General features: G+C 64.7%; 17 protein-coding genes and 3 pseudogenes. 6 read left to right on the forward strand and 14 right to left on the reverse strand.

Annotation, left to right across the window (positions count from 1 at the left end; genetic code table 11):
- The 10 genes and pseudogenes from NKH33_RS24725 to NKH33_RS24770 all read right to left on the reverse strand — a co-directional run.
- Window positions 1-235 (reverse strand): FAD-dependent oxidoreductase (locus NKH33_RS24725; protein WP_352921907.1); only part of this gene is annotated, 235 nt, incomplete at its 3' end.
- A 52-nt stretch (window positions 236-287) separates the two neighbouring features.
- Complete coding sequence (fni, locus tag NKH33_RS24730) at window positions 288-1,391, reverse strand: type 2 isopentenyl-diphosphate Delta-isomerase (protein ID WP_502906769.1); 1,104 nt, start codon at window positions 1,389-1,391, stop codon at window positions 288-290.
- A gap of 28 nt (window positions 1,392-1,419) precedes the next feature.
- Entirely contained in the window at window positions 1,420-2,322 is a 903-nt protein-coding gene (locus tag NKH33_RS24735) for a terpene synthase family protein (protein ID WP_352921911.1), read from the reverse strand.
- Window positions 2,319-3,869: a hypothetical protein gene (locus NKH33_RS24740; RefSeq protein ID WP_352921913.1), complete on the reverse strand. Its 1,551-nt coding sequence runs from the start codon at window positions 3,867-3,869 to the stop codon at window positions 2,319-2,321. The genes NKH33_RS24735 and NKH33_RS24740 overlap by 4 nt, the downstream gene beginning before the upstream one ends.
- Window positions 3,870-4,016: 147 nt before the next feature.
- Window positions 4,017-5,009, reverse strand: a complete 993-nt coding sequence (locus NKH33_RS24745; protein ID WP_352921970.1) for a polyprenyl synthetase family protein — start codon at window positions 5,007-5,009, stop codon at window positions 4,017-4,019.
- 154 nt (window positions 5,010-5,163) lie between these two features.
- Window positions 5,164-6,507, reverse strand: coding sequence for a cytochrome P450 (locus NKH33_RS24750; RefSeq protein ID WP_352921915.1), 1,344 nt, complete (start codon window positions 6,505-6,507; stop codon window positions 5,164-5,166).
- Window positions 6,507-7,349 carry an SDR family oxidoreductase gene (locus NKH33_RS24755; protein WP_352491518.1) on the reverse strand — a complete coding sequence of 281 codons (843 nt, stop codon included), beginning with the start codon at window positions 7,347-7,349 and terminating at the stop codon, window positions 6,507-6,509. The genes NKH33_RS24750 and NKH33_RS24755 overlap by 1 nt, the downstream gene beginning before the upstream one ends.
- A gap of 168 nt (window positions 7,350-7,517) precedes the next feature.
- A pseudogene (locus tag NKH33_RS24760) lies at window positions 7,518-7,661 on the reverse strand (ferredoxin); the annotation flags it as partial.
- Window positions 7,645-8,934 (reverse strand): cytochrome P450, encoded by a 1,290-nt coding sequence (locus tag NKH33_RS24765; protein WP_352921917.1) that lies wholly within the window; start codon window positions 8,932-8,934, stop codon window positions 7,645-7,647. The pseudogene NKH33_RS24760 and the gene NKH33_RS24765, both read right to left, overlap by 17 nt.
- Window positions 8,935-9,025: 91 nt before the next feature.
- A complete protein-coding gene (locus tag NKH33_RS24770; RefSeq protein WP_352921919.1) occupies window positions 9,026-10,228 on the reverse strand; it encodes a cytochrome P450 in 1,203 nt (400 codons plus the stop codon).
- Between the two features lie 1,659 nt (window positions 10,229-11,887).
- On the opposite strand from NKH33_RS24770, the gene NKH33_RS24775 reads away from it, so the two are divergent.
- The 3 genes from NKH33_RS24775 (at window position 11,888) to NKH33_RS24785 (ending at window position 15,202) form a co-directional block, all read left to right on the forward strand.
- The gene (locus tag NKH33_RS24775; protein WP_352466644.1) at window positions 11,888-12,421 is read left to right on the forward strand and encodes a peroxiredoxin; all 534 of its coding nucleotides are present in this window, start codon (window positions 11,888-11,890) and stop codon (window positions 12,419-12,421) included.
- Window positions 12,422-12,490: 69 nt separating this feature from the next.
- Complete coding sequence (gene rpoN / locus NKH33_RS24780) at window positions 12,491-13,927, forward strand: RNA polymerase factor sigma-54 (RefSeq protein ID WP_352921921.1); 1,437 nt, start codon at window positions 12,491-12,493, stop codon at window positions 13,925-13,927.
- Between the two features lie 57 nt (window positions 13,928-13,984).
- On the forward strand, window positions 13,985-15,202 hold the full coding sequence (locus tag NKH33_RS24785) for an MFS transporter (protein WP_352921923.1): 1,218 nt from the start codon (window positions 13,985-13,987) through the stop codon (window positions 15,200-15,202).
- Between the two features lie 365 nt (window positions 15,203-15,567).
- Here NKH33_RS24785 and NKH33_RS24795 read toward each other — a convergent pair whose 3' ends face one another.
- A complete protein-coding gene (locus tag NKH33_RS24795; protein ID WP_352921925.1) occupies window positions 15,568-15,759 on the reverse strand; it encodes a group II intron maturase-specific domain-containing protein in 192 nt (63 codons plus the stop codon).
- Window positions 15,760-15,822: 63 nt separating this feature from the next.
- Between NKH33_RS24795 and NKH33_RS24800 the strand changes: the two genes are divergently transcribed.
- The 3 genes from NKH33_RS24800 (at window position 15,823) to NKH33_RS24810 (ending at window position 17,999) form a co-directional block, all read left to right on the forward strand.
- Complete coding sequence (locus tag NKH33_RS24800; protein ID WP_352554126.1) at window positions 15,823-16,194, forward strand: type II toxin-antitoxin system RelE/ParE family toxin; 372 nt, start codon at window positions 15,823-15,825, stop codon at window positions 16,192-16,194.
- Window positions 16,194-16,589 (forward strand): XRE family transcriptional regulator, encoded by a 396-nt coding sequence (locus NKH33_RS24805; protein WP_352921927.1) that lies wholly within the window; start codon window positions 16,194-16,196, stop codon window positions 16,587-16,589. The genes NKH33_RS24800 and NKH33_RS24805 overlap by 1 nt, the downstream gene beginning before the upstream one ends.
- 66 nt (window positions 16,590-16,655) lie before the next feature.
- Window positions 16,656-17,999, forward strand: a complete 1,344-nt coding sequence (locus tag NKH33_RS24810; protein ID WP_352921929.1) for a hypothetical protein — start codon at window positions 16,656-16,658, stop codon at window positions 17,997-17,999.
- Between the two features lie 158 nt (window positions 18,000-18,157).
- On the opposite strand, the pseudogene NKH33_RS24815 reads toward NKH33_RS24810, so the two are convergent.
- The 3 genes and pseudogenes from NKH33_RS24815 to NKH33_RS24825 all read right to left on the reverse strand — a co-directional run.
- A pseudogene (locus NKH33_RS24815) lies at window positions 18,158-18,724 on the reverse strand (IS91 family transposase); the annotation flags it as partial.
- A gap of 3 nt (window positions 18,725-18,727) precedes the next feature.
- Window positions 18,728-19,333: pseudogene (locus tag NKH33_RS24820) on the reverse strand (tyrosine-type recombinase/integrase).
- A 38-nt stretch (window positions 19,334-19,371) separates the two neighbouring features.
- A complete protein-coding gene (locus NKH33_RS24825; RefSeq protein ID WP_352752931.1) occupies window positions 19,372-19,587 on the reverse strand; it encodes a phage integrase N-terminal SAM-like domain-containing protein in 216 nt (71 codons plus the stop codon).
- Window positions 19,588-19,982 lie beyond the last annotated feature (395 nt).

Below are 19,982 nucleotides of genomic sequence, written 5' to 3' on the forward strand. Positions count from 1 at the left end.
CAAACTCTTCCCTGAGCCGCCGGAACAGTTTCAGCGTGAATTGCGACAGCCGGATGTTTTCCGGGATCGAGAACTGCTGGCGGATGGAGGCGCAGGACAGCGTGGTCGCGGCGCGGGAAAATTGCGGGTCGCGCTCGACAAGCGCGATCGAGCCCGAAAACCCTTCCTTGCGCAGGTAATAGGCAACCGACGAGCCGACGATGGCTCCGCCGATGATGACGATGTCGTAATGCACTTTTTCGCTTCTCCAGTTCTAGGCGCCCGCCCACGTGGGGGCGACGCCGGCATCAACGGGCGGGCAGATGCGCCGAGGGTAACAAGCGCGCCTGACGCAACGCCGCCAGATCAGCCGACCCGGTGCAGAAGCAGGCGACGGCCAACTGGCGGATGACGATCTCGAAATGCGCGACAACCGCCTCGGTGGATACCGTAGCCGCGCGCAGCACGCCGGCCGCCTGCCCGGCGATGTCCGCGCCCAGGCGGATGGCCTTGGCCACGTCGACGCCGTCGCGGATCCCGCCCGACGCGATCAGCTTCACCGTTGGCAGCGCCCGACGTACCCCCTGCACGCTGGCCGGGGTCGGAATCCCCCAATCGGCGAACGCCATCGCCACTGCACGGTCGGCGGCATCGCGGGCGCGCTCGCCCTCCACCGCGGCCCAACTGGTGCCGCCGGCGCCGGCGACATCGATCACCGCCACGCCCCCCTCGACGAGCGCACAGGCCACCGAGGCCGACAGGCCCGACCCCACTTCCTTGGCCACGATCGGCACGCCCACGCTGCGCGCGGCGCGAGCGATCTGCGCCAGGACGCCGCGCCAGTCGCGGTCGCCCCCCAGCTGTACCGCTTCCTGCAGCGGATTGAGATGGACGATGAGTCCATCGGCCTCCAGCGCATCCACCGCCCGGCGCGCCAGGTCCAGGCCGTCGGCCTCGCGCAGTTGCGCGGCGCCGATATTGGCCAGCAAGGGAATGTCTGGGGCCAAGCGGCGCAGCGTGCGCGTCAGCCCCTGGGAGTTGCGGGATTGCAGGCTCACGCGCTGCGAACCGACGCACATGGCGATTCCCAAGGCTTGCGCTGCCTCGCTCAGATGCCGGTTGATGGCCTCGGCGCGTGGCATGCCGCCGGTCATCGAGCTGATCAGCAGCGGCGCGCGCATGGTCTTGCCCAGCAGCGAGGCGCGCAGGTCGATCTGCGTCAGGTCCAACTCGGGCAATGCGCAGTGTTCGAAACGGATGTACTCCCAGCCGGCGGCGACCGTGGCCGGCGCCGTTCGCCGATCCAGCACGATGTCCACATGGTCGTCCTTGCGCCGGCTCAGGGCGGTGTCGCTCACGCTCGCTCCGTGCGTCGCATCGGGCGGCGTTGCGTCGGATCGGACCGACGGCAGCGCGCGCACGCCGCCGCCTCCCGCGCGTTCAGGCCGGCGCACGCTGGCCTCCCCCCGCAGCGTCGCTGCGGTAGCGGCTGGTCGAGGTCTGGTAGTACTGCGCGCGGATCGCCGCCATGGCCTCGATCAACGGTCCCCACGGCGCGGGAAAGCGTTCTTCCGCCATGACCCGGTGCAGCATGCGCGTATGGCCGGCCAGCTCGTGGTTGAGGAACTCCACCACAGGCATAGCCGGATAGCGCTGCAGCAGCAGGATCGCCGCGTTGTCGGCCTCGCCGGCCGACCTGTCCTTGTCGCGTCCATGCAGATCATTCTGCAGGCGCCCTATCGCGGAGATGAGCCGCAGGACCTGGCGAAACGCCGGACGCGCGCGCAAGGTCGCCATGTCCAGCCCCCACAGCAACGACAGGCAACAGAACACGTTCGTGTAGGCGATCGAATCGATGCCGTTGTGCAGGTACTCGGCGTAGGACCAGCGTTCCGCCCCTGCCGCCTGCGCGTGTCCGGCGCGCAGCGCCGCGCAGTAGCACCGGGTATCGTCGAGAAGCTGAGCATAGTCGCGACGATCGTAGGCGAGCGCGGCCAGCGAAGCGCGCAGCACAGCGCAGCCCTCGAATCCGGGGAGCGCGCACGGCACGCCCTGCCCCAGCGCCTGCTCCACCGCGGCGAGCTGCTCCGGCGCGATCAGGCCAAGGTCGTTGCAATCGTCGAGCCAGAACAGCAGCGCCAGTTCGCGATAGAACGCCCCGATCAGCGTTTCGTCCTGCGGATCGCGGCCGGTGCGGGCGCTGGTGTCGCGCAGGCTCGGGTGGATGCGCTGCAGGATGTACTGGCCGCCCCTGACCGCTTCCACGGCATGCTCGTCGGCGAACCCGGCTAGGGAACGCCCCCACTCCAGCACCTGCTGCAGCGCGCGTTCGGTCTGGATCATGGCGCCGCTCCTGCTCTCTCGGCCAGGACGCGCCGCCCCCAACGAAGCGCCAGCCACAACCCGGCGAGTTCGGCCACGCGCACGACCCGGGTGGGGCAATACAGTTCCTTGCCGATCCACAGCGGCGTCTGCGGCAACGCATGCGCCGCATGGCGGGCGAGCATCCACTCCAGCGCACGCGCCACCGCCTGCGCGATGCGCCGGCGCCCTGTCGACTCTTCGCTCCCGTCCATCACGTGCAACGCGAACAGCGCATAGGCGGTTTCCTCGAATGTGGACGCGCGACCGGCGCCCCAGCCGCCGTCGTCGCGCTGCGCCTGCAGCAGCGCCGCCAGCGCGCGCTCGTCGCGCCACTGGGGCTTGCCTTGCGCCAGCGCAGCGACCGCATGCGCGGTGGGATACAGCCACGAAACGTGCCATTTTTCGTTGTCCCATAGACCGTGCGGGTTGCGATTGGCCTCGACGTAGGCGCTGGTGCCGGCGGCGGGCTTTCCCAATAGTCGCAACGCATGCAGGGCATGGATGTTGGTCGACACCGAGGCATTGCGCTCGCCGGGGAAGGTGACGAACAGCTCGCCGATTTCGAAATGGCGCAACGCATCGACCGCCGGGTCGCGGCCTGCAAGGCGTAGGACGCACATCGCAACGGCGGTATCGTCCGCATCGGCGGCGAAGTGCAAGGCCGGGCCCAGACCGCGCACGCCCAGGCGGGCGTCGAGCTGCGCGACGATCACTTGCACCGCCTCGGCGAGCGCGGGATGCGCGAACAGACCGGCCAGATGCAGGGTGTACAGCGACCAGCATGGCTCGAATACATTGATCGGCCAGACGTTGGGAACGACACCTTCGATGCCGCTGCGCGTCGCCCGCGATGCCGCCTGCAGATACGCGTCGGCGCGCCCGACCTGCGGCGTGCTCCCCTGTGTCACGGCGTGCGCACGCCACGCGGCGGTGGCCGCCGGACTGATGCCGATGCTGCCGTCGTCATCCGGGCATGCGGTGGTCGGCGACGTCCCCCAGGCTTCCCAGGAGTGCAGCAACGGATGGCCGCTCGGTAACGTCGCGACCGCCCCAAGCTTGACCAGGCACGCTTGCCGCAACGGCAACAGCGCCGGGTGGCGCGGAAACGCCACGCCGCCCAGCAAGGATGCGGCCTCGCCGCACAACTGCGGCAGGATCAGCTCCGCGCCGATCGGCGCGTCTTTCGGCACCGCATGCGCGTAGGGATCGGGGTGGCGCTCGAGGAACTGGGTTGCAGCCTGGACTGCGTCGGCAGTGCCGGGAAGAAGATCGGCAGGCTGCAATGCCAGCAACGCCGCCCACGTGGGCGCATGGCGGAACAGCGGGAAGTCCGCGCTTCCCCATCCGCCATCGGCCTGTTGCTGCGCGATGAGCCACGCGTATGCGTCCTGCCGACCGGTGACGCTGCCGTGGAACTGCAGAGCTCGCGCCGTGTCGTAGACGGACGGACCGACGCTGCCGCCGTCGCTCATCTCGCTCAGCAGGTGGCGCAATTCGGAAAGGATCTGTTCGGACAGCGCGTTCACGCGGGATGTTCCTTCTGCAGAGGGCTAACGAGAACCAGGATCGGGCAGACGCCGCGCACGTCGCCGCCGGTTCGGACACAGTGCAGCATGCACCGCCCGCCGGCCGATCGCAGCAGCACAGGGGCGAGTCCATGCGGACGGGCGCGCTCATGCGTATGGCGCGGACAGATACACGTTGGCCCGCTGCAGCATCTGCGCCAACCGTTCCGCACGCGGCCCCAGCGGGACGATGGCCTCCCCGGCGTCGCGCAACAAATCCAGCGCGAACTGGCGCGCTGCCTGCAGCCCCATGATCGACGCGCAGGTCGGCTTCTGCGCCGCCGCGTCCTTACCGGGGGTCTTGCCCAGCGTCGCGGTATCCGCTGTCGCGTCGAGAATGTCGTCGATTACCTGCAACGCCAGGCCGAAACAGGCGGTGTAGCGATCGAGCGCACAGTACAGCGCATCGTGCGCGGCATCCTCCGCGATGGAGTATAGCGCGCCCATGCGAACGGACGCGCGCACTAGCGCTCCGCTCTTCTTCCGGTGCATCGCCACGATCCTGTCCAGCTCGGCGTGCTTTCCGATCAGCGACAGATCCATGGCCTGCCCGCCTGCGGCACCCTCGGCGGACACCGCCTGCGCCAGTTCGCGCACGAGCGCGATTCGGTTGTCGCCCGGCGCATCCAGGCTCGCCAGGGTCAGGAAGGCGTGCGCCTGCAGCGCATCGCCGACCAGGATCGCAGTGGCTTCGCCGAATTTGACGTGCACCGTCGGAAGGCCGCGGCGAAGCACGTCGTCGTCCATCGCGGGCAGGTCGTCGTGGACCAGGGTACAGGCGTGCATCATCTCGATGGCGGCGCCAACGTCGTCGAGCATGTGCGCCGGCGTGTCGGCCAGTGCGCCGGCAGCCAGACAGAGCAAGGCGCGGGTGCGCTTCCCGCCATGCAAGGTGGCGTAGCGCATCGCCGCCATCAGCTCTGTCTCACCGTCGTCTTCGGCGCAGAGAAGACGCGCCAGCGCCTGTTCGACCCGCTTTGCGCCGTCCTGCATCCAGATCTCCGGCAGCAGCCTGCCGGATGCGCCGCGCGCCTGCGCACCCAATCCGCCGAGGGCGGAAACGCCAGTTCGGTCGTCGTGTAGCGTGGAACCGGTCTGCATGTTTTTCATGTCCTTGTACCTGACACGAGATGGCCACGGCGAGCGCCAAGCCGCCGCGGTGTTGCCGGCGTCGCACCGAGCGCGTGCGCCGAGTGCAGCAATGCCGCGCGTCGCCGGCGCCGCTGCCTCGCCACACGGGGCATGCGATGCCAGCTCATGAGAAGCCTATGCGGATTGTCATGGACGGATGTGCGGTCGGGTAATAGCGCCGGCCTTTTTCGACGCCGCTCAGCAACCGCGGCCGCACCCCGGCCTTGTGCATGGTCAGCGCCAAGGCGATGCAGAACTGCACCATTTCCAGCCATACCAGGTGGTAGCCGATGCAGACGTGTGGGCCGGTACCGAACTGCAGCATGTCCACCGGCCGGATCGGCTCCGTGCGTTGCAGCCACCGCGCCAGGCGGAACTGATCAGGCGCCTCGTGCAGCAGCGCCGAGGTCGAGAAATGCAGCAGCGGGATGCACAGATGGGTGCCCGCGGGAATGCGCCGTTGGCCGAGTTGCAATTCCTGCAGGACGCGACGCGGCAGGAGCGTGGTCGCCGGATGCAGGCGCAGCGTCTCGCGGAACAGCGCCTCGGCGACCGGACACTCCGCCAGGTCCGCGTGCCGGGTCGGCACCGCGCCCACGCGTTGCGCCTCCTCGACCAGGGCGTCCCACAGCACAGGCTGCCGCGCCAGCTCGATCACTATCCAGGCCATCGTCGAGGCAGTGGTGTCGTGACCGGCAAGCAGCAGCAAGCGGATATTGGCGACCAGGACGTCATCGGAAAGCGCATCGTCGCTGCGGTCGAAGGCGCTCACCATGTCGTTGATCAACCCGGTGCGCGCGGCATGCGCGCGCGCGTCGCGGACGAACTGGCGCAACTGCGCGTCGATCCAGTCGCGGGCGGCGCGGCCTCGCCGCAAGGGCAGTCCGGGCAGGTCGACCGGGGGCGCGACGATCAACTGCAGCAGTTGCCGGTATTTGCGATGCCATCCCGGCAGGTCCTGCGCGGGGATTCCCATGAGGCTGAAGATGAGCTTCAGCATCAGGTCGCCGGTTTCGCGCAGGATGGTTATGTCGCCGCGGTCGCGCCACGCCTGCACCCGCGCCCAGATGACGGGCGCGAACAGGTCGCCGATGCCGGCCTGGGTCAGCCCCTTGGGCAGGAACGCCGCCTTAATCGCATCGCGCGCCTGCCGGTGCGCGCCGCCGTCCTGGGCAACCAACGTTCCGCCAAGCAATTCGGGCGCGATCTCTTCGATCAGCGCCGAGGACACGTCCTTGTGCCGGAGCAGTGCGAACGTATCCGGATGCACGCAGGTCATCAGGTGTCCGGCAGGGCCGAAATCCAGCCAGAAGTGGCTGCCCAGCGTCCGTTCTGCGCGCTGCAGCAGGCGCGGCAGGTCGCAGACAATGGCAGGAAGATGCCCGACCAGGGGGAAAGCGCCAGGCATGACCGGGATGTCGCATCGCAGCCGGTGCCGACGGTTGAGCGGGTTGAGCAGCATGTCCATCAGCAGCGCGCCGCCGCCGCCGATTCGGTGTGGCCGGCAGGGCGCGCGGCGCAGCTGTTGCCACCGTCGGCGTATGTCGGCACATGCGCCAGCATGCCGCCATCGATGCACACGACCTGACCGGTGATGAACGCAGCATCGTCGGAGAGCAGGAACGCCACCAGCGCGGCCACGTCCTCGGGGCGGCCGACGCGCTGCAGGAGCTGGTGACGGCGCAGATGCCGTTGCATGCACTCGTCCAGCTTGGCGAGGAGACGCTCGGTCATGACGAGACCCGGCGCAACGGCGTTGCAGCGGATCTGCGCATGACCGTATTGGGTGGCGAGCGAAGCCGAGAGCATGTTCATCGCCGCCTTCGACGCGGCGTAGGACGTCTGCGCGGTGTCCCCGCTGAGCCCCTGGCACGACGACATGTTGACGATCGCGCCACCGCCGCGGGCGATCATCCGTGGGATGGCCTGCCGGCAGCAGAGCAGCGTGCCGCGCAGATTGGTCGCCATGGTCTGGTCCCAGACTGCCAGGTCCAGGTCGAGGATCGCGCGGTCGCGCGGGGTCAGATGCATGGCGCTCGCATTGTTCACCAGCAGGTCGACCCCACCGAAGTGCCGCTCCGCCGTCTCGAACAGCGCTGCCACCGCCTGCGCATCGGCGATATCCATGGCTATGGGCAGCGCGTGGCCTGCTTCGGCCGCGATCTGCGCGGTGCAGGCGATGGCCGCCGAGCCATCAATGTCGGCCACCACCACTCTGCCGCCCCCGCGCGCGATGGCGAGAGCGCATGCCTTGCCGATGCCGGCGCCGGCGCCGGTCACCACGGCCACCTTGCCTTCAAACCGTCCCATCGTGTCTCCTGAATTGTATTGGTCTTTCGCAGCATGCCGCTCGGCCTCCGCCGGAGAAGGCGCAGGGTCGGCGCTGGCGCGCTCGTCATGGCCAGCGTCGCTTTCGATGACCCGAATGGCGGCGACCGGGCACTGGTTGGCCGCAAGCCGCACGGCGGCGTGCAGCGCCTGCGGGACCGTCGCCACGCACACTTCGGCCACGCCGTCCGGTTCGCGCTGGCGAAAGGTGCCCGGCAGCGTCAGCACGCACTGCCCGGTAGTTCCGCACAGATCCTGATCGACCAGGACGCGCATCTCAGCCCTCCTGCCCATGCAGCCGCACCGGCAGCGCGCGGAACGTCCTAAGGAACGCGGAGGGCTCCCGGGTCGGCTGCTCGGCCAATGCCAGCGTGGGGAAGCGCGCCTGGATCCGCGGCAGGCTCTCGGCCAACTGCACTCGGGCCAGTTGCGCACCCAGGCAGAAGTGGATGCCGTGGCCGAAGGTCAGCATGATCTTCCCGTCGATCGACATGCCAAGACTGGTGCCGTAGAACCGCACGGGATCGAAGCGGTCGGGATCGGCGAAGGCGTCCGGGTCGCGATTGCCGGCCGCGATCAGCACGCGCACGTCCGCGTTCTTCGGGATCACCACGCCGCCCAGTTCGATGTCGCGCTGGGCGATACGCGGAATGGAGCTGAACATGGCGGGCGCGTCGTAGCGCAGGGCTTCTTCGACGAATGCCTTCACCCCCACGGCATCTCCCTTCAGCCAGTGCCGCTGTTCGGGATACGCCAGCATCGCCAGGACCGCATGGCCGATGGCCGCGGCAGTGGTGGCGAAGCCGCCCAGCAGCATGCCCCAGAGCATGCTGATCAATTCCGCATCCGACAGCATGTCGGCATCGTCGTCGTGTGCGCCGACCAGCATTGACACGATGTCGTGGCGGGGATCGGTGCGCTTGCGCTGTATGAGGTCGCCGAAGTAGGCCTGCACCCTGGCGCTGGCCGCGTCCGCCGCGGCGAGCTGGGGATCGCTGGCGTGCGGGCTCAGGCCTTCCAGAATGGCGCTGATGCCGGCGACGAGCCCGAACATGTCGTCCTGGGGCATGCCGAACAGTTCGCCGAAAACCAGCATGGGCAAGGCCAGCGCGAATTCCTGATGCAGGTCCACCGCCTCCCCGCGCTCCAGCGCGGGCGCCATGCCGTCCAGGCGCGCTGCGACAATGCGAGCGATGGTCGGCCTCAGGTTGTCGATCTGGCCCATGGTGAAATCGCGCGAGATCAGCCGGCGCAGACGCGTATGAGTCGGTGGTTCCTTCATCGCTAGCGTGGACGCCAGCAGATTGAGTGACAGGCTGGTCGCCGCACGCGGGAAATAGCGCGCCAGTTCGCCCGGCGCCGGTCCCCGAAAAGCATCGCCCGTGGCCTTGAGCGCCCAGTAGATGTCGGCGTGGCGGCTCAACAGAAAGAGGCCCGACGCCGCGCGATGCACCGGATCGTGCTCGCGCAACCACCGCATGAATGGATACGGGTCCTGAATGCACGCTGGCGACGCCAGTTCGGCGAAGGCGTCCCGGCATGCTGCCGTGGTTTCTTGCACATCCATTGGTCACCTGTTGGCTGGCTGATCTGATTGGCGCGCGGCAGGCGCGCCGGCGAATTCGGAGAACATCGCGGTTCCCGGTGGCGTCCGCGCATCACCAGAGCACCGGGAACTCCTCGAACCCGCCAGTGATGATCTCCTTGCGCAACTTCAGTTCTTCGGGCGCCACGGCCAGGCGCAGCGCGGGAAAGCGCTGGAAGATCGAACCGAACACCACCTTGAGTTCCAGCCTGGCCAGCGCCGCGCCGATGCAGTAGTGCGGCCCATGGGAGAACGCCAGGTGCGGGTTTTCGTCACGTCCAATGTCGAAGATTTCCGGGTCGTTGAAATGGAGCGGATCGAACGACGTCGCCGGCAGGCCGACCAGCACCTTGCTCTCCGCGGGAACATGCACGCCCGCGATAGTTACGTCGGTCCTCGGATAGCGCATGATGCCGTCCCAGCCCGCGCCCGGCGGGTACATGCGCAGGATTTCCTCCACCGCCTTGTCCACCAGGGATAGATCGCCGACCAGGCGTTCGCGCTGTTGCGGATGGCGGAACATGGCCAGCAGGCCGAATTCGATCTGCGCGACGGTGCTCTCGTGCCCCGCCACCAGCATGCCCGCCGCCAGGCCGATCGCCTCTTCCTCGGTCGCCTTGCCCTGGTCGACCGCCGCGAGCAGATCCGTCAGCAGGTTGTCGCCCGGATCCTGGCGCTTGTCCCGCATCTTGCCGCGAATGTAGGCACGCAGTTCTTCCCAGGCCAAGCGCGACGCGCTGCGCGGGCCGCTTTCATGCTGGTGCGTCATCACCTCGTCGGACAGCCCGGCGAAAAAGGCGTGATCCTCGTAGAGCACGCCCATCAGCGCGCTGATGACCATGGCCGGAAGCGGAAAGGAGAGGTGGCGCCGCAGGTCGGCGGGCTGGGGCTGGGCCGCCAGCGTCTCGAACAACTGCGCGGCGATCGCCTTGACCTGTTGCGCGAGCAGCTTCACCCTGCCGTTGCTGAAGGCCGGCGCCACGATCGCACGTAACCGCGCATGCTCGCCCCCCTCGTGCGAGACCAGCCACCCCGGCGAACCGAGAATCACCGAATCCGGGGTGAATGCCGCCGGCGGCATTCCGGAGGGCCGGAACGCCGCGTCGGACAACACCGCCTTGGCCTCGTCGTAGCCTGTGACCCACCAGCCTTCGTGCCCGGACGGGAAGCGCACGCGGTGGATCGGACCGTTGGCGCGTAGTGCCAACATCTCGGGCGAGGGCTCAATGTGATCGACGCGCCACATCGGCAGCGTCGGCAAAGGTTGTTCGGGCATGGTGGCACTTCACTCTATAGCGATGGAAGGGCGGAAGGTGACCGGCGGGCGCTGCGGCAGCGAATGACCTAAGACGGCATACAGATGACGTCCTCCGACGGCCGGCCTGATTATCAAGATCGGCCAACGTGTAACTGTCTAGGCACACCGCGCGGCGAGATGCAGAACTTTATCCTGCACCATCGATTTCAGGATAAGGTCGGTGTGGTGGGCCTTTGAGCCGCCGCCGGCCAAGATTTCCTGCGCAAGGGTCGACAAGGGCGGCGAGCTGTTGGGTAAGGGCGGTTTCGCCGAGGACCCCCTGCCCATAGACGCTATCCGACGCGGATTTGACATTTTGCTTTTCTTTCTTCGTTCCATTCGTGCCATCCACGAATGAAAGTCGGTCGGCGGCTCCCGGCCCGCAACGAAGGTGCTTCAAATCTCGTGCCAATTTGGCCGCAGCAGAAAAAAATTGTGGCAGCTTCTCAGCGGCTTAGCCTGAGGCCAGAGAAGAGCTAGGCGAAATAAGCCGGTGTCGCGGGCCAACAAAGGCGACGGAACAGTGTCGGACAGAACGCCTCGGGCGACCTTTAGGTCGGGCTTGCGACATTCTGGTCCAGTTTCGAACATAAGAGGGCGGCAAACAGACACGATTGTGGAATTCGATCCTCACGGAATCAGGGCGCTTGCCGAAGAGCGCGCGCTCATGGTTGCTGCGACAGGCGCGTGTTCGCGATAGCCGTGCCTCCGCACGCAAGAACACGCTAGTGGCACACGCTACGCAATCGCTGCAGTGCCCGCCGGTGTGAGGTAGTGCATCGGCTCGGCTTCCGGTTCGTCTTTGCCCAGCCGGGGCGGAAGCGCCGAATACCCGCACCATACAGCACCGTTGTTGCGTGTGGTGACGAGGCGGTTATAGCGCGCGCCCGATCTTCTAAGACACGGCCTCCGAGAAAAAGGGGGCGGTCCAAAAGCATCTCTATTTGAAATGGCACGCCGCTTGCTGCTCCTGGTCAGAGCCCATCAAAACACGATGAAAGCGACTTGCGCCATGCCCGACACGCGAAGCTCTAGACCGTGGCCTGAGGAGACGGTGCCCGTTCCCGTTGAACATCGGTACATCATCTCCTCCGGAGGTCCCTCCTCGGCGGCCGCTTTGCGCACGGCTGGTCCGATGCCGGCACGCCAACACATGGCGCTCGCGCAATTGCCGTTTACCGGTTCTGATCAGCATGTGAGTGCCCAAGAGCCCCATCAAAGAGCCACCGAAGCCAAGGTCGGCGGGTCACTGGCAAATATCGACAATACGCCGAACCAGCTCAGTAACGCGGGTCTCTTGCGTGAAGTCACATTTGAGGCCTCCACACGCGTCCGATATTGGCTACTTCGGGCCCGCTATCACTTTGTCCCGGGCACGAGCGCGAGCGATGGATGCCGCTTCCGGCGCCATAGCCGTGGAAAGATTGCCCCAGCGGCTCGACAGCCTCCACTTGCTCAGATCGATGGCGTTCGGGTGACGAAGACCAGCAGCCAAGACGTTCCCCTACATCGGGATGGAAAAAGGAGGGTGCGAGCCGCGAGGGCCTCATTTCATCCCCGTCATACGAGCCTTTGCTCGGTATTGCGCCAGCCTCTGCCAGAATCCGGCGCGCCAGTTTTTTCCTGAGGAGCAAGTTGATGACCGTTCAAAAGAAGGTTCCCTTCGTCACCTTTCTCACGCGTGTTCGCGATGAGTCAGTCCAGGGCCCAAATCCATATCGCTGGGAAGAAAAGACATCTGACGACTACTTTGCCGGCAAGCGCGTCATCCTGTTCTCGCTGCCTGGCGCCTTCACGCCGACCTGCTCGACCTACCAACTGCCCAATTTCGAAGAGCTCTATGATGAGTTTGAGAAGGAGGGAATTGACGCGATTTACTGCGTCTCCGTCAACGATGCCTTCGTCATGAATGCGTGGGGGAAGTCCTTGGGCCTGCAGAAGGTCGAGCTCATCCCCGATGGTTCAGGCGAGTTCACACGCAAGATGGGCATGCTGGTCGCCAAGGACAATCTCGGCTTCGGGATGCGCTCCTGGCGCTACGCCGCCCTGATCAACAATGGCGTGGTGGAGCAGTGGTTTGAGGAGGAAGGTTTCTCCGACAACTGCGAGGCCGACCCCTATGGCGTCTCATCCCCGCAAAACGTTCTCGAAACGCTGAAAGCCGCCGCATGACCTAGAAAACGTCTCACTGGTGCCATTGCCCGCCCCAAGAGGCTCCTCGACAGGATTATCGCGCTCACCATGCAATCCTCAGCAAGCCTGCTTCAGCGCCAGAAGCAATCGATGGTCGCATCGCCTCAACTCATTGAGTCGATTCGCTTGCTGCAACTGGCGCATACTGAACTGCATCAGTTCGTGGAGCGGGAAATCGAAAAGAACCCGCTCTTGGAACCTGCGCCAAACGATGGCGGGCCTTTTGGCGATGTTTCGATTTCGGGAGCGGATCAGCCTGTCGGCCCACGCGCAAACGCCGTTGACGGACCGACCGGGGCCGGGTCGCCTGAACGGCTCGGGCAATGGAAATCACTTCGCAACACGACCAACAACCCGCCGGGTAATGGCCCTTCCCTCGACGAGTTTGCCAGCCTCGCCGAGACATTGCACGACCATGTCGCTCGTCAGATCGCCCTCACTGCGTTCACACCACAGGAGCGGCTGATCGCTGGCCAGCTTGCCGCCGATCTGGAAGACACTGGCTATCTTCGGGCAAACCTTTTGGAGTTGGCTGAGAGCCTGAATGTCCGGGAGGCTGATGTGGAACGGGTTCTCGGAACCTTGCAGCACTTTGATCCACCGGGAATTTTTGCGCGAACTCTCGGAGAATGCCTCGAAATCCAGTTACGCCAGCGAGACCGGTTCGACCCGGCAATGGCAGCTTTGGTTGCCAATCTTGAAATGCTTGCGCGACGCGATTTTCAGGCACTGAAGCAGCATTGCGGCGTCGATGAAGACGACCTTCTCGACATGATGCATGAGATTCGGGCGCTCGATCCCAAGCCTGGAAACCGATTCCAATCCGGTGCGTCTGAATCAATCATACCCGACGTCTGGGTCACGCCCTCGCCGGAAGGCGGGTGGCAAATCGAACTTGATCCGGCCACACTGCCCAAGCTGCTGATCAACCAAACCTACTATGCCGAAGTGTCGCGTCAAACTGTCCAAAATCCGAAAGATCAAGCATTTCTCAACGAATGCTTGCAAAACGCGAACTGGCTAATCCGCAGCCTCGATCAGCGCGCCAAGACGATTGTTAAGGTTGCGGCTGAAATCGTGCGCCAGCAGGATGCGTTTTTGGAACATGGCGTCGCCCACCTGCGGCCTCTCAATCTCAGAACCGTCGCTGACGCGATCGGCGTGCACGAGTCGACGGTAAGCCGGGTGACCTCGAACAAGTACATGCTTACCCCGCGCGGAGTCTTTGAACTGAAGTATTTTTTCACCGTCGCGATCGCGTCCTGCCAAGGCGGCGATGCGCACTCCGCCGAAGCTGTCCGCCATCGGATCAAAGCGATGATTGCCGCAGAATCTCCCGGCGACGTGCTTTCCGACGATGACATCGCTGTCCGGCTGAAGGAAACCGGCATCCATGTTGCGCGCCGCACCGTCACAAAATATCGCGAAGCAATGAACATCCCCTCCTCCGTGCAACGCCGCCGGGAAATGCGCTTGTGTTTTTAGATTTGGGTCAAGGCAGCCAACATCACGTTGCATTGCATCAAAGTGGAGACTTCGTTCATGACCCAATCCGCAGCAGGCGTTATGGACGCTGTTCTGCACGACCCAGAAAGGCCCGTCCCACCGTCTGGTCCCGCATGGGGTGCGGTCATTTCGCTTTCCTTGGGTACCTTCGGTCTGGTGACGGCAGAGTTTCTTCCTGTCAGCCTGCTCACGCCGCTCGCGCATGATCTCGGTAGCACCGAGGGAGCGGCTGGACAGGCGATGACGGCTACCGCTATCGTCGGGGCCATTTCGGCGCCGACGGTGGCCATCATCACAAAGCGCCTGGACCGCAGGATCGTCATGTGGACGATGACACTGCTGCTGATACTGTCGGACGTTCTGGCGGCCGGCGCGTGGTCGCTGGCGGTTCTCCTCACTGCACGCGTTGTGCTCGGCATAGCGCTCGGCGGCTTCTGGTCGATGTCGGCAGCACTGGCGATGCGGCTCGTTCCAAGCCACCTCCTGCCGCGCGCCATGTCGGTCATCCTCACCGGCGTTTCCGTGGCAACCGTTTGCGCAGCTCCAATTGGCGCTTATGTGGGCGATATCTGGGGATGGCGAAGCGCCTTCATGCTCGCCGCAGCCGGCGGCGCCGCTACACTGCTGGTGCAACTCATAACCATTCCGAGGCTGCCTCCGATTGGAGTGGCTAGCGTCCGCAGCCTGCTGGATGTGGCTAAGATTCCGATGGTCAAAGTTGCGCTTTTGGTCGTCCTGTTGGTCGCTTCCGGCCACTTCGCCGGAATCACCTATATTCGCGCCTTCCTCGAGAAGATTCCCGCACTGGATGTCGAAACGATCTCGCTTGTGTTGCTTGCTTTCGGCATCGGCGGATTCTTCGGCAATTTGGCCGGCGGGCTTCTGGCCGAGTACAGTCTCAAGGCAGTCGCGGCCCTTGCACCGCTGCTCATAGCGATAGCCGCTGTTTCGCTGCTGACGGCGGGAGCATCGGCCTTGGCCTCGGCGATTGCGGTTGCCGCGTGGGGCTTTGCCTTCGGCGCGGTGCCGATAGGATTGCAGACGTGGATGGTGCGGCGGGCCGTCCCCGAGCACGCCGAAAGCGCCGGTGTGCTGATGGTCGTAGCGTTCCAAGTGGCAATCGCAGCCGGCGCGATTTTCGGCGGACTATTGGTGGACAATGCCGGGATTACCAGTGCCATTGCCTACAGTGCTGTTGCCACGTTCCTCGCCGCCCTGACAGTGTTCCTGCTCGGCCCGAAGCGCGAAACCTAGACCGCCTGACAGAAGAGGCCTCAGCAGCGCAGCGGGACGAGAGATGCAGTCGCATGCACGGCGCGGCGCGATCCTCCGCATGATTGCGTATCGACCAGCGCCAGCGCCTCGCCGGCTTCACCTCCGGGCGGAAGGCGACCTTCGCCGCCAGACACGCGAACCTCGCCGGCACCGGTTTCTATTTGGCGACGATGAGCGCTGCCGGCGCGATGGAACCCTTGCTGGCGGTCATATCCTTCACGACAAGCCGGGATTCTGGGCAAGCGACAGCTACGCGCCGGCCATGCCCGTCAGAACGCCGGTGGCGATGCCGCTCGATAGCGCAGACAGGTCGCGAATTGCCAGTCGTGTCAACGGCGGCCGGATTATCGTCGACCGCGCGTACCTTGTTTCGGCCGCAGACTATCGTTCGGCAGCTTGATGCTGTTGGCGAGTAGCGGAAACGCTTGCGCGCCTCTGATCCACCCCCTGAGGAGCGGATTGATCAGCCGGGCGATGTCGTTCAACGAGAGCTGCGTCTGTCGGCGGATGTGCAAGTCCCTGATCTTTTCCCGCATTGCTTTCAGCGCCGAGGAACTGACCGCTGGTGTGATGTTGACCACATAGCCTAGGAGCTATATATGACTTGGGAAGTCGTTTTTGGCGATGAGTTCGATGGGGAGTTCGAGGCGTTGCCCCAGACAGTCCAAGATGAGCTATTGGCCTCGGCTAAGCTGCTCGGTGTGTTCGGGCCCCAGCTGGGGCGACCGCATGCGGATACCTTGAATGACTCGTCGTTCGCGAACATGAAAGAACTTCGCTTCGACGCTGATGATGGTGTCTGGCGGGTTGCGTTCGCATTCGACCGGAAGCGGAAGGCGATCCTGCTCGTCGCCGGCGATAAGTCGGGCGTGAGTGAGAAGCGCTTCTATAAAAGTCTGATCGCCAAGGCGGACAAGCGCTATCAAGGGCATCTCGACCGTTTGGCGGCGGCGAAGAAGGAGAAGAAGTGATGGGACGCAAGCTTGACGACCTAATCGCTGCGCTCCCCGAGGATCGTCGGGAGCGGGTCGACGCGCGTTTCGAAGACTTAAGGGGAGAAGTCGAGAGTCTCGGCGATTTGCGGCGTGCCGCTGGAAAGGCCCAGGCCGAAATCGCTTCGGTCCTCAAGATCAAGCAGCCTTCGGTCTCGAAGATCGAGAAACAAGCCGACATGTACTTGTCTACTCTTAAAAGCTACGTCGAGGCGATCGGGGGGCAACTCGAACTCGTCGTTCGCCTTCCCTCGCGCGCGCCCCTCCGTATAGAGCGGCTCGGGGACGTCGTGGCTCCCAAAGCCGTCTCCGTGCGTAGCGTTAAAAGAGCGGCAGGTGGACGTAATCGCACAAAGGCCGCACGCGCCGGCTGACCTCACTCTGTTTCGGCTAAAGACTACCGATGGTGCGAGATGGTCTCGTCGATGCAAGGAGTAGGTATGAGCAACGTCCTAGTTAAGCCAAAGACCGACCTGCCCGCCGTCACACTGCCCGACGTGACCCCTCTCTCCTCGCCCATGCTAGCCCAACTTACCGCCGCGTTGGGAGTCCCCCGCAATGTGCTCGCCGAGGACGACCAGATCGCCCATGCTTGGTCCCAGCTCCCACGCCTGATCAAGAAGATCCCTCCGCACCTGCGCGATGAGCGGATCGTCAAAATGTGTGTCGCCGTCGCCAGCGGTCTGTTCGACGCAGCCATCAACTACGTTTGGAACGCGGCCGTGGTGGAACTGCGTGACAAGGTGCGACGGTTCGGCATCAACGTCGTCCCTCAGATCCTCGACGACAAGTCCTTCGACGAGGACACGCTCCTCGACCTCAAGGACGCCGAGCTGCTCGACCTCTGCCGTAAGCTCAACCTGATCGGTGACGACGACTTCTTTTTCCTCGACCAGTGCAGGGCCACACGCAACAGTTTCTCTATCGCACACCCAGCTGCGGGGACGGTCGACGAAGACGAGTTCCTGAGCTTCCTAAGCCGCTGCCAGAAGCATGCGCTCTCGAGCGCCCACAACCCAAAGGGGGTGGACACAAAGTCCCTGCTCGCCGCGCTGAAAGCAACGAAGTTCAAGAAGGATCAACGACAAGAATGGGAACGCCGTATCCAGGAAACATTCGAGGCCCAGCGCGAGCTGATCTTCGTCATGTTACACGGCATCTACTGTGACCCAGCGTCGGGAGAGGAAGCCCGGCTGAACGCCATCGCAACCTGCGAATCGTTCAGTAACGACCTTAGCCCCCGGACCAGGTCGGCGCTGGTGGATCGACACCAGGACTATAAGGCAAAAGGCGACGAAGCCCGTCAGAAGGCTTCGCTGCAGTTCTTCGAGACGCTGGGCCAGTTGTCGCTGCTGAGCGAAGCCGAGGTTCACAGTATCTTCACATCAGCGAGTAGGAAGCTCTTAAGTGTGCACAATGGCTGGGATAACTTCCACAACGAGCCGCCCTTCGCCGATCGGCTCCTCAAGCTGTCGCGGAACAACCGCGTTCCGGAAACAGCGCAGGCCACTTTTGTGGAGGCAGTCGTGACGGCAGCGACTGGCAACTCATACGGCGTCTCGAACGCGGCGTCGCCATCCTACAATGAGATGGTCAAGTCGTTCTCGCCAAACGAGGTCAAGCTGATGCTGGATCTACCGAAGGCCTCGACCCTCGTCGCAAGTCGCATCAACTCGAACAGCGGCTGCGAGAAGCGGTTCCGCTCGCTCGTCGCTCTCGTTGACGCCAAGACGGTTCCCACGGCCTCGAAGAGCCTTTACGCAAAATGGGTTCCTAAGCCTTGATTCGCTGCGTTCCCGCTGACCCTGTTTCGCCCCTGGACTACTGTATGTAGGTGACCGGCAACCCGCTGGTTCGCAAAAAGAGGACGGCGAGGTTGAACGAGGAAGAACCCCCCGGGATCAGATCCCGTCGCCAAGGCGTCGGCCTTCTTGTCCGCGACCAGCCGGGTCAGGAACAGACGGCGGAACAGCTTGCCCAGTACTCTCACTGGGAGAAGGAAGGCCGGCCGCGACGATATCCACCGGCGTCCGTCCGGCGCAATGCCGCCGCCCGGCACGATCATGTGGATATGGGGATGGTGGGTCATTGCCGATCCCGATATGTGGAGCACGGCGGTGGTGCCGATGCGCGCCGAGGTGCTTGGGATCCGCCGCGATCGTCAGCATCGTCTCCGATGCCGCCTTGAACAGCAGGTCATAGACCAGCGCCTTGTTGCCGAACGCGATGGCGGCGACCTCGGCGGGCAGCGTGAACACGACATGGAAGTAGCCGACCGGCAGCAGGTCGGCCTCCCGCTCGGCGAGCCATATACGCGCGGCCGCGAGGCGATGCGCCACTGGCCGCAGTCTTCGCAGGCCTCGACGTGACCGCCGAGCGCCGCGGTGCGGCAATGCTCGATCGCCGACATCACCTTGAGCTGGATGAGGCTCAGGTGACCTGCATGGGCGGCCCGATAGGCGGGGCCGGCAGCACGGAAGATGTCGGCGACCTCAACAGAGATGTGCACGGCTCAGCCGGGCGGCGTCTTGCCTTCCATTAGCGCCATCAGCCGGTCGAGCGGCCCTGCGACCGCGTGGATCGTCCGGGTCGAGAACTTGGTGTAGAGCGCGGTCGTATGGAGCTTGCTGTGCCCGAGCAGCACCTGGATGACGCGGATGTCGACCTCCTGTTCGAGCAGGTGGGTGGCGAAGCTGTGACGCAGCGTGTGAGGGCTGACGCGTTTGCGGATGCCGGCGACTTCGGCTGCCTCCTGGACTGCGCGGTGCAATTGCCTCGATGAGATCGGGCGCGGTGAAGCTGCGCCCCGGGAGCAGCCAGCCATTGGGGAGCATCACCCCGCGCTGCCTGCCTTCGCGCCACCACAGCCGCAGCAGTTCCAGAAGTTGCGGCGAGAGCATGGCGTTGCGGTCCCTGCGTTCCTTGCCTGTTCGACGCGGATCAGCATGCGTGTCGAGTCGATGTCGTCGATCTTGAGGTGCGCGACTTCGGACACGCGCAGGCCCGCGCCATAGGCGACGCCGAGCGCGGACTTGTACTTGGCGCCGGGTGCGGCTTCGAGCAGCCGCGCCGCTTCCTCCACGCTCAGCACCTCGGGCAGCTTGCGCTGATACCTCATGATCACCAGCGCACGCGCCAGATCCCGACGCTTCAGCGTCACGAGGAACAGGAACCGCAGTGCCGAGACCCCGCGCCATTGATCGTCGCAGGGCCGACGCCGCTCTCATGCTGATGCAGCTGGAATCGACGGATGTCCTCAGCCGTCGCCGTGTCGGGCGAGCGGCCAAGGAACACAGCGAAGCGCCGGACGTGACGAACGTAGTTCTGCTGGGTATGGGAGCCCAGGCCACACATGAGCATGTCGTGCTGCATGCGCTAGCGAAGCGGAGAGATTGGTGCATCGGTCGACAGGGTAGCCACGGCGAGTTCCTCTCGTTGAAGGGAACTCCATGGTCAGATCGACGCCTCTACCCGCTCAAGTCAAATGGCAGTCGCGCCAGCTCAGGCCGAGGCGCCCCTCCCGCGAAGCGGGTCGTCTAATCGCTCGGCCGTCAAGGGGGTGAGTGCAAGCCAGTCGTCCTTTCTCTCCATGTTCGTTCGTATGCCGGGTACAGGGTCGTCTACGCGGTCGATGCAAAGATCGCCGCAGGATGAGTTTCGCAGGTGAGATCTTCCTATGTTCGTTGCGCAATCTGCTTAACGAGGCAGTTGCTTCCCGCTTCGCGGAATGATCCCAGCCACGTCCCGGCAGGGACGGCTCGATGCGT

The organism is Mesorhizobium sp. M1182 (assembly GCF_040318335.1).
GTDB lineage: Bacteria > Pseudomonadota > Alphaproteobacteria > Rhizobiales > Rhizobiaceae > Mesorhizobium.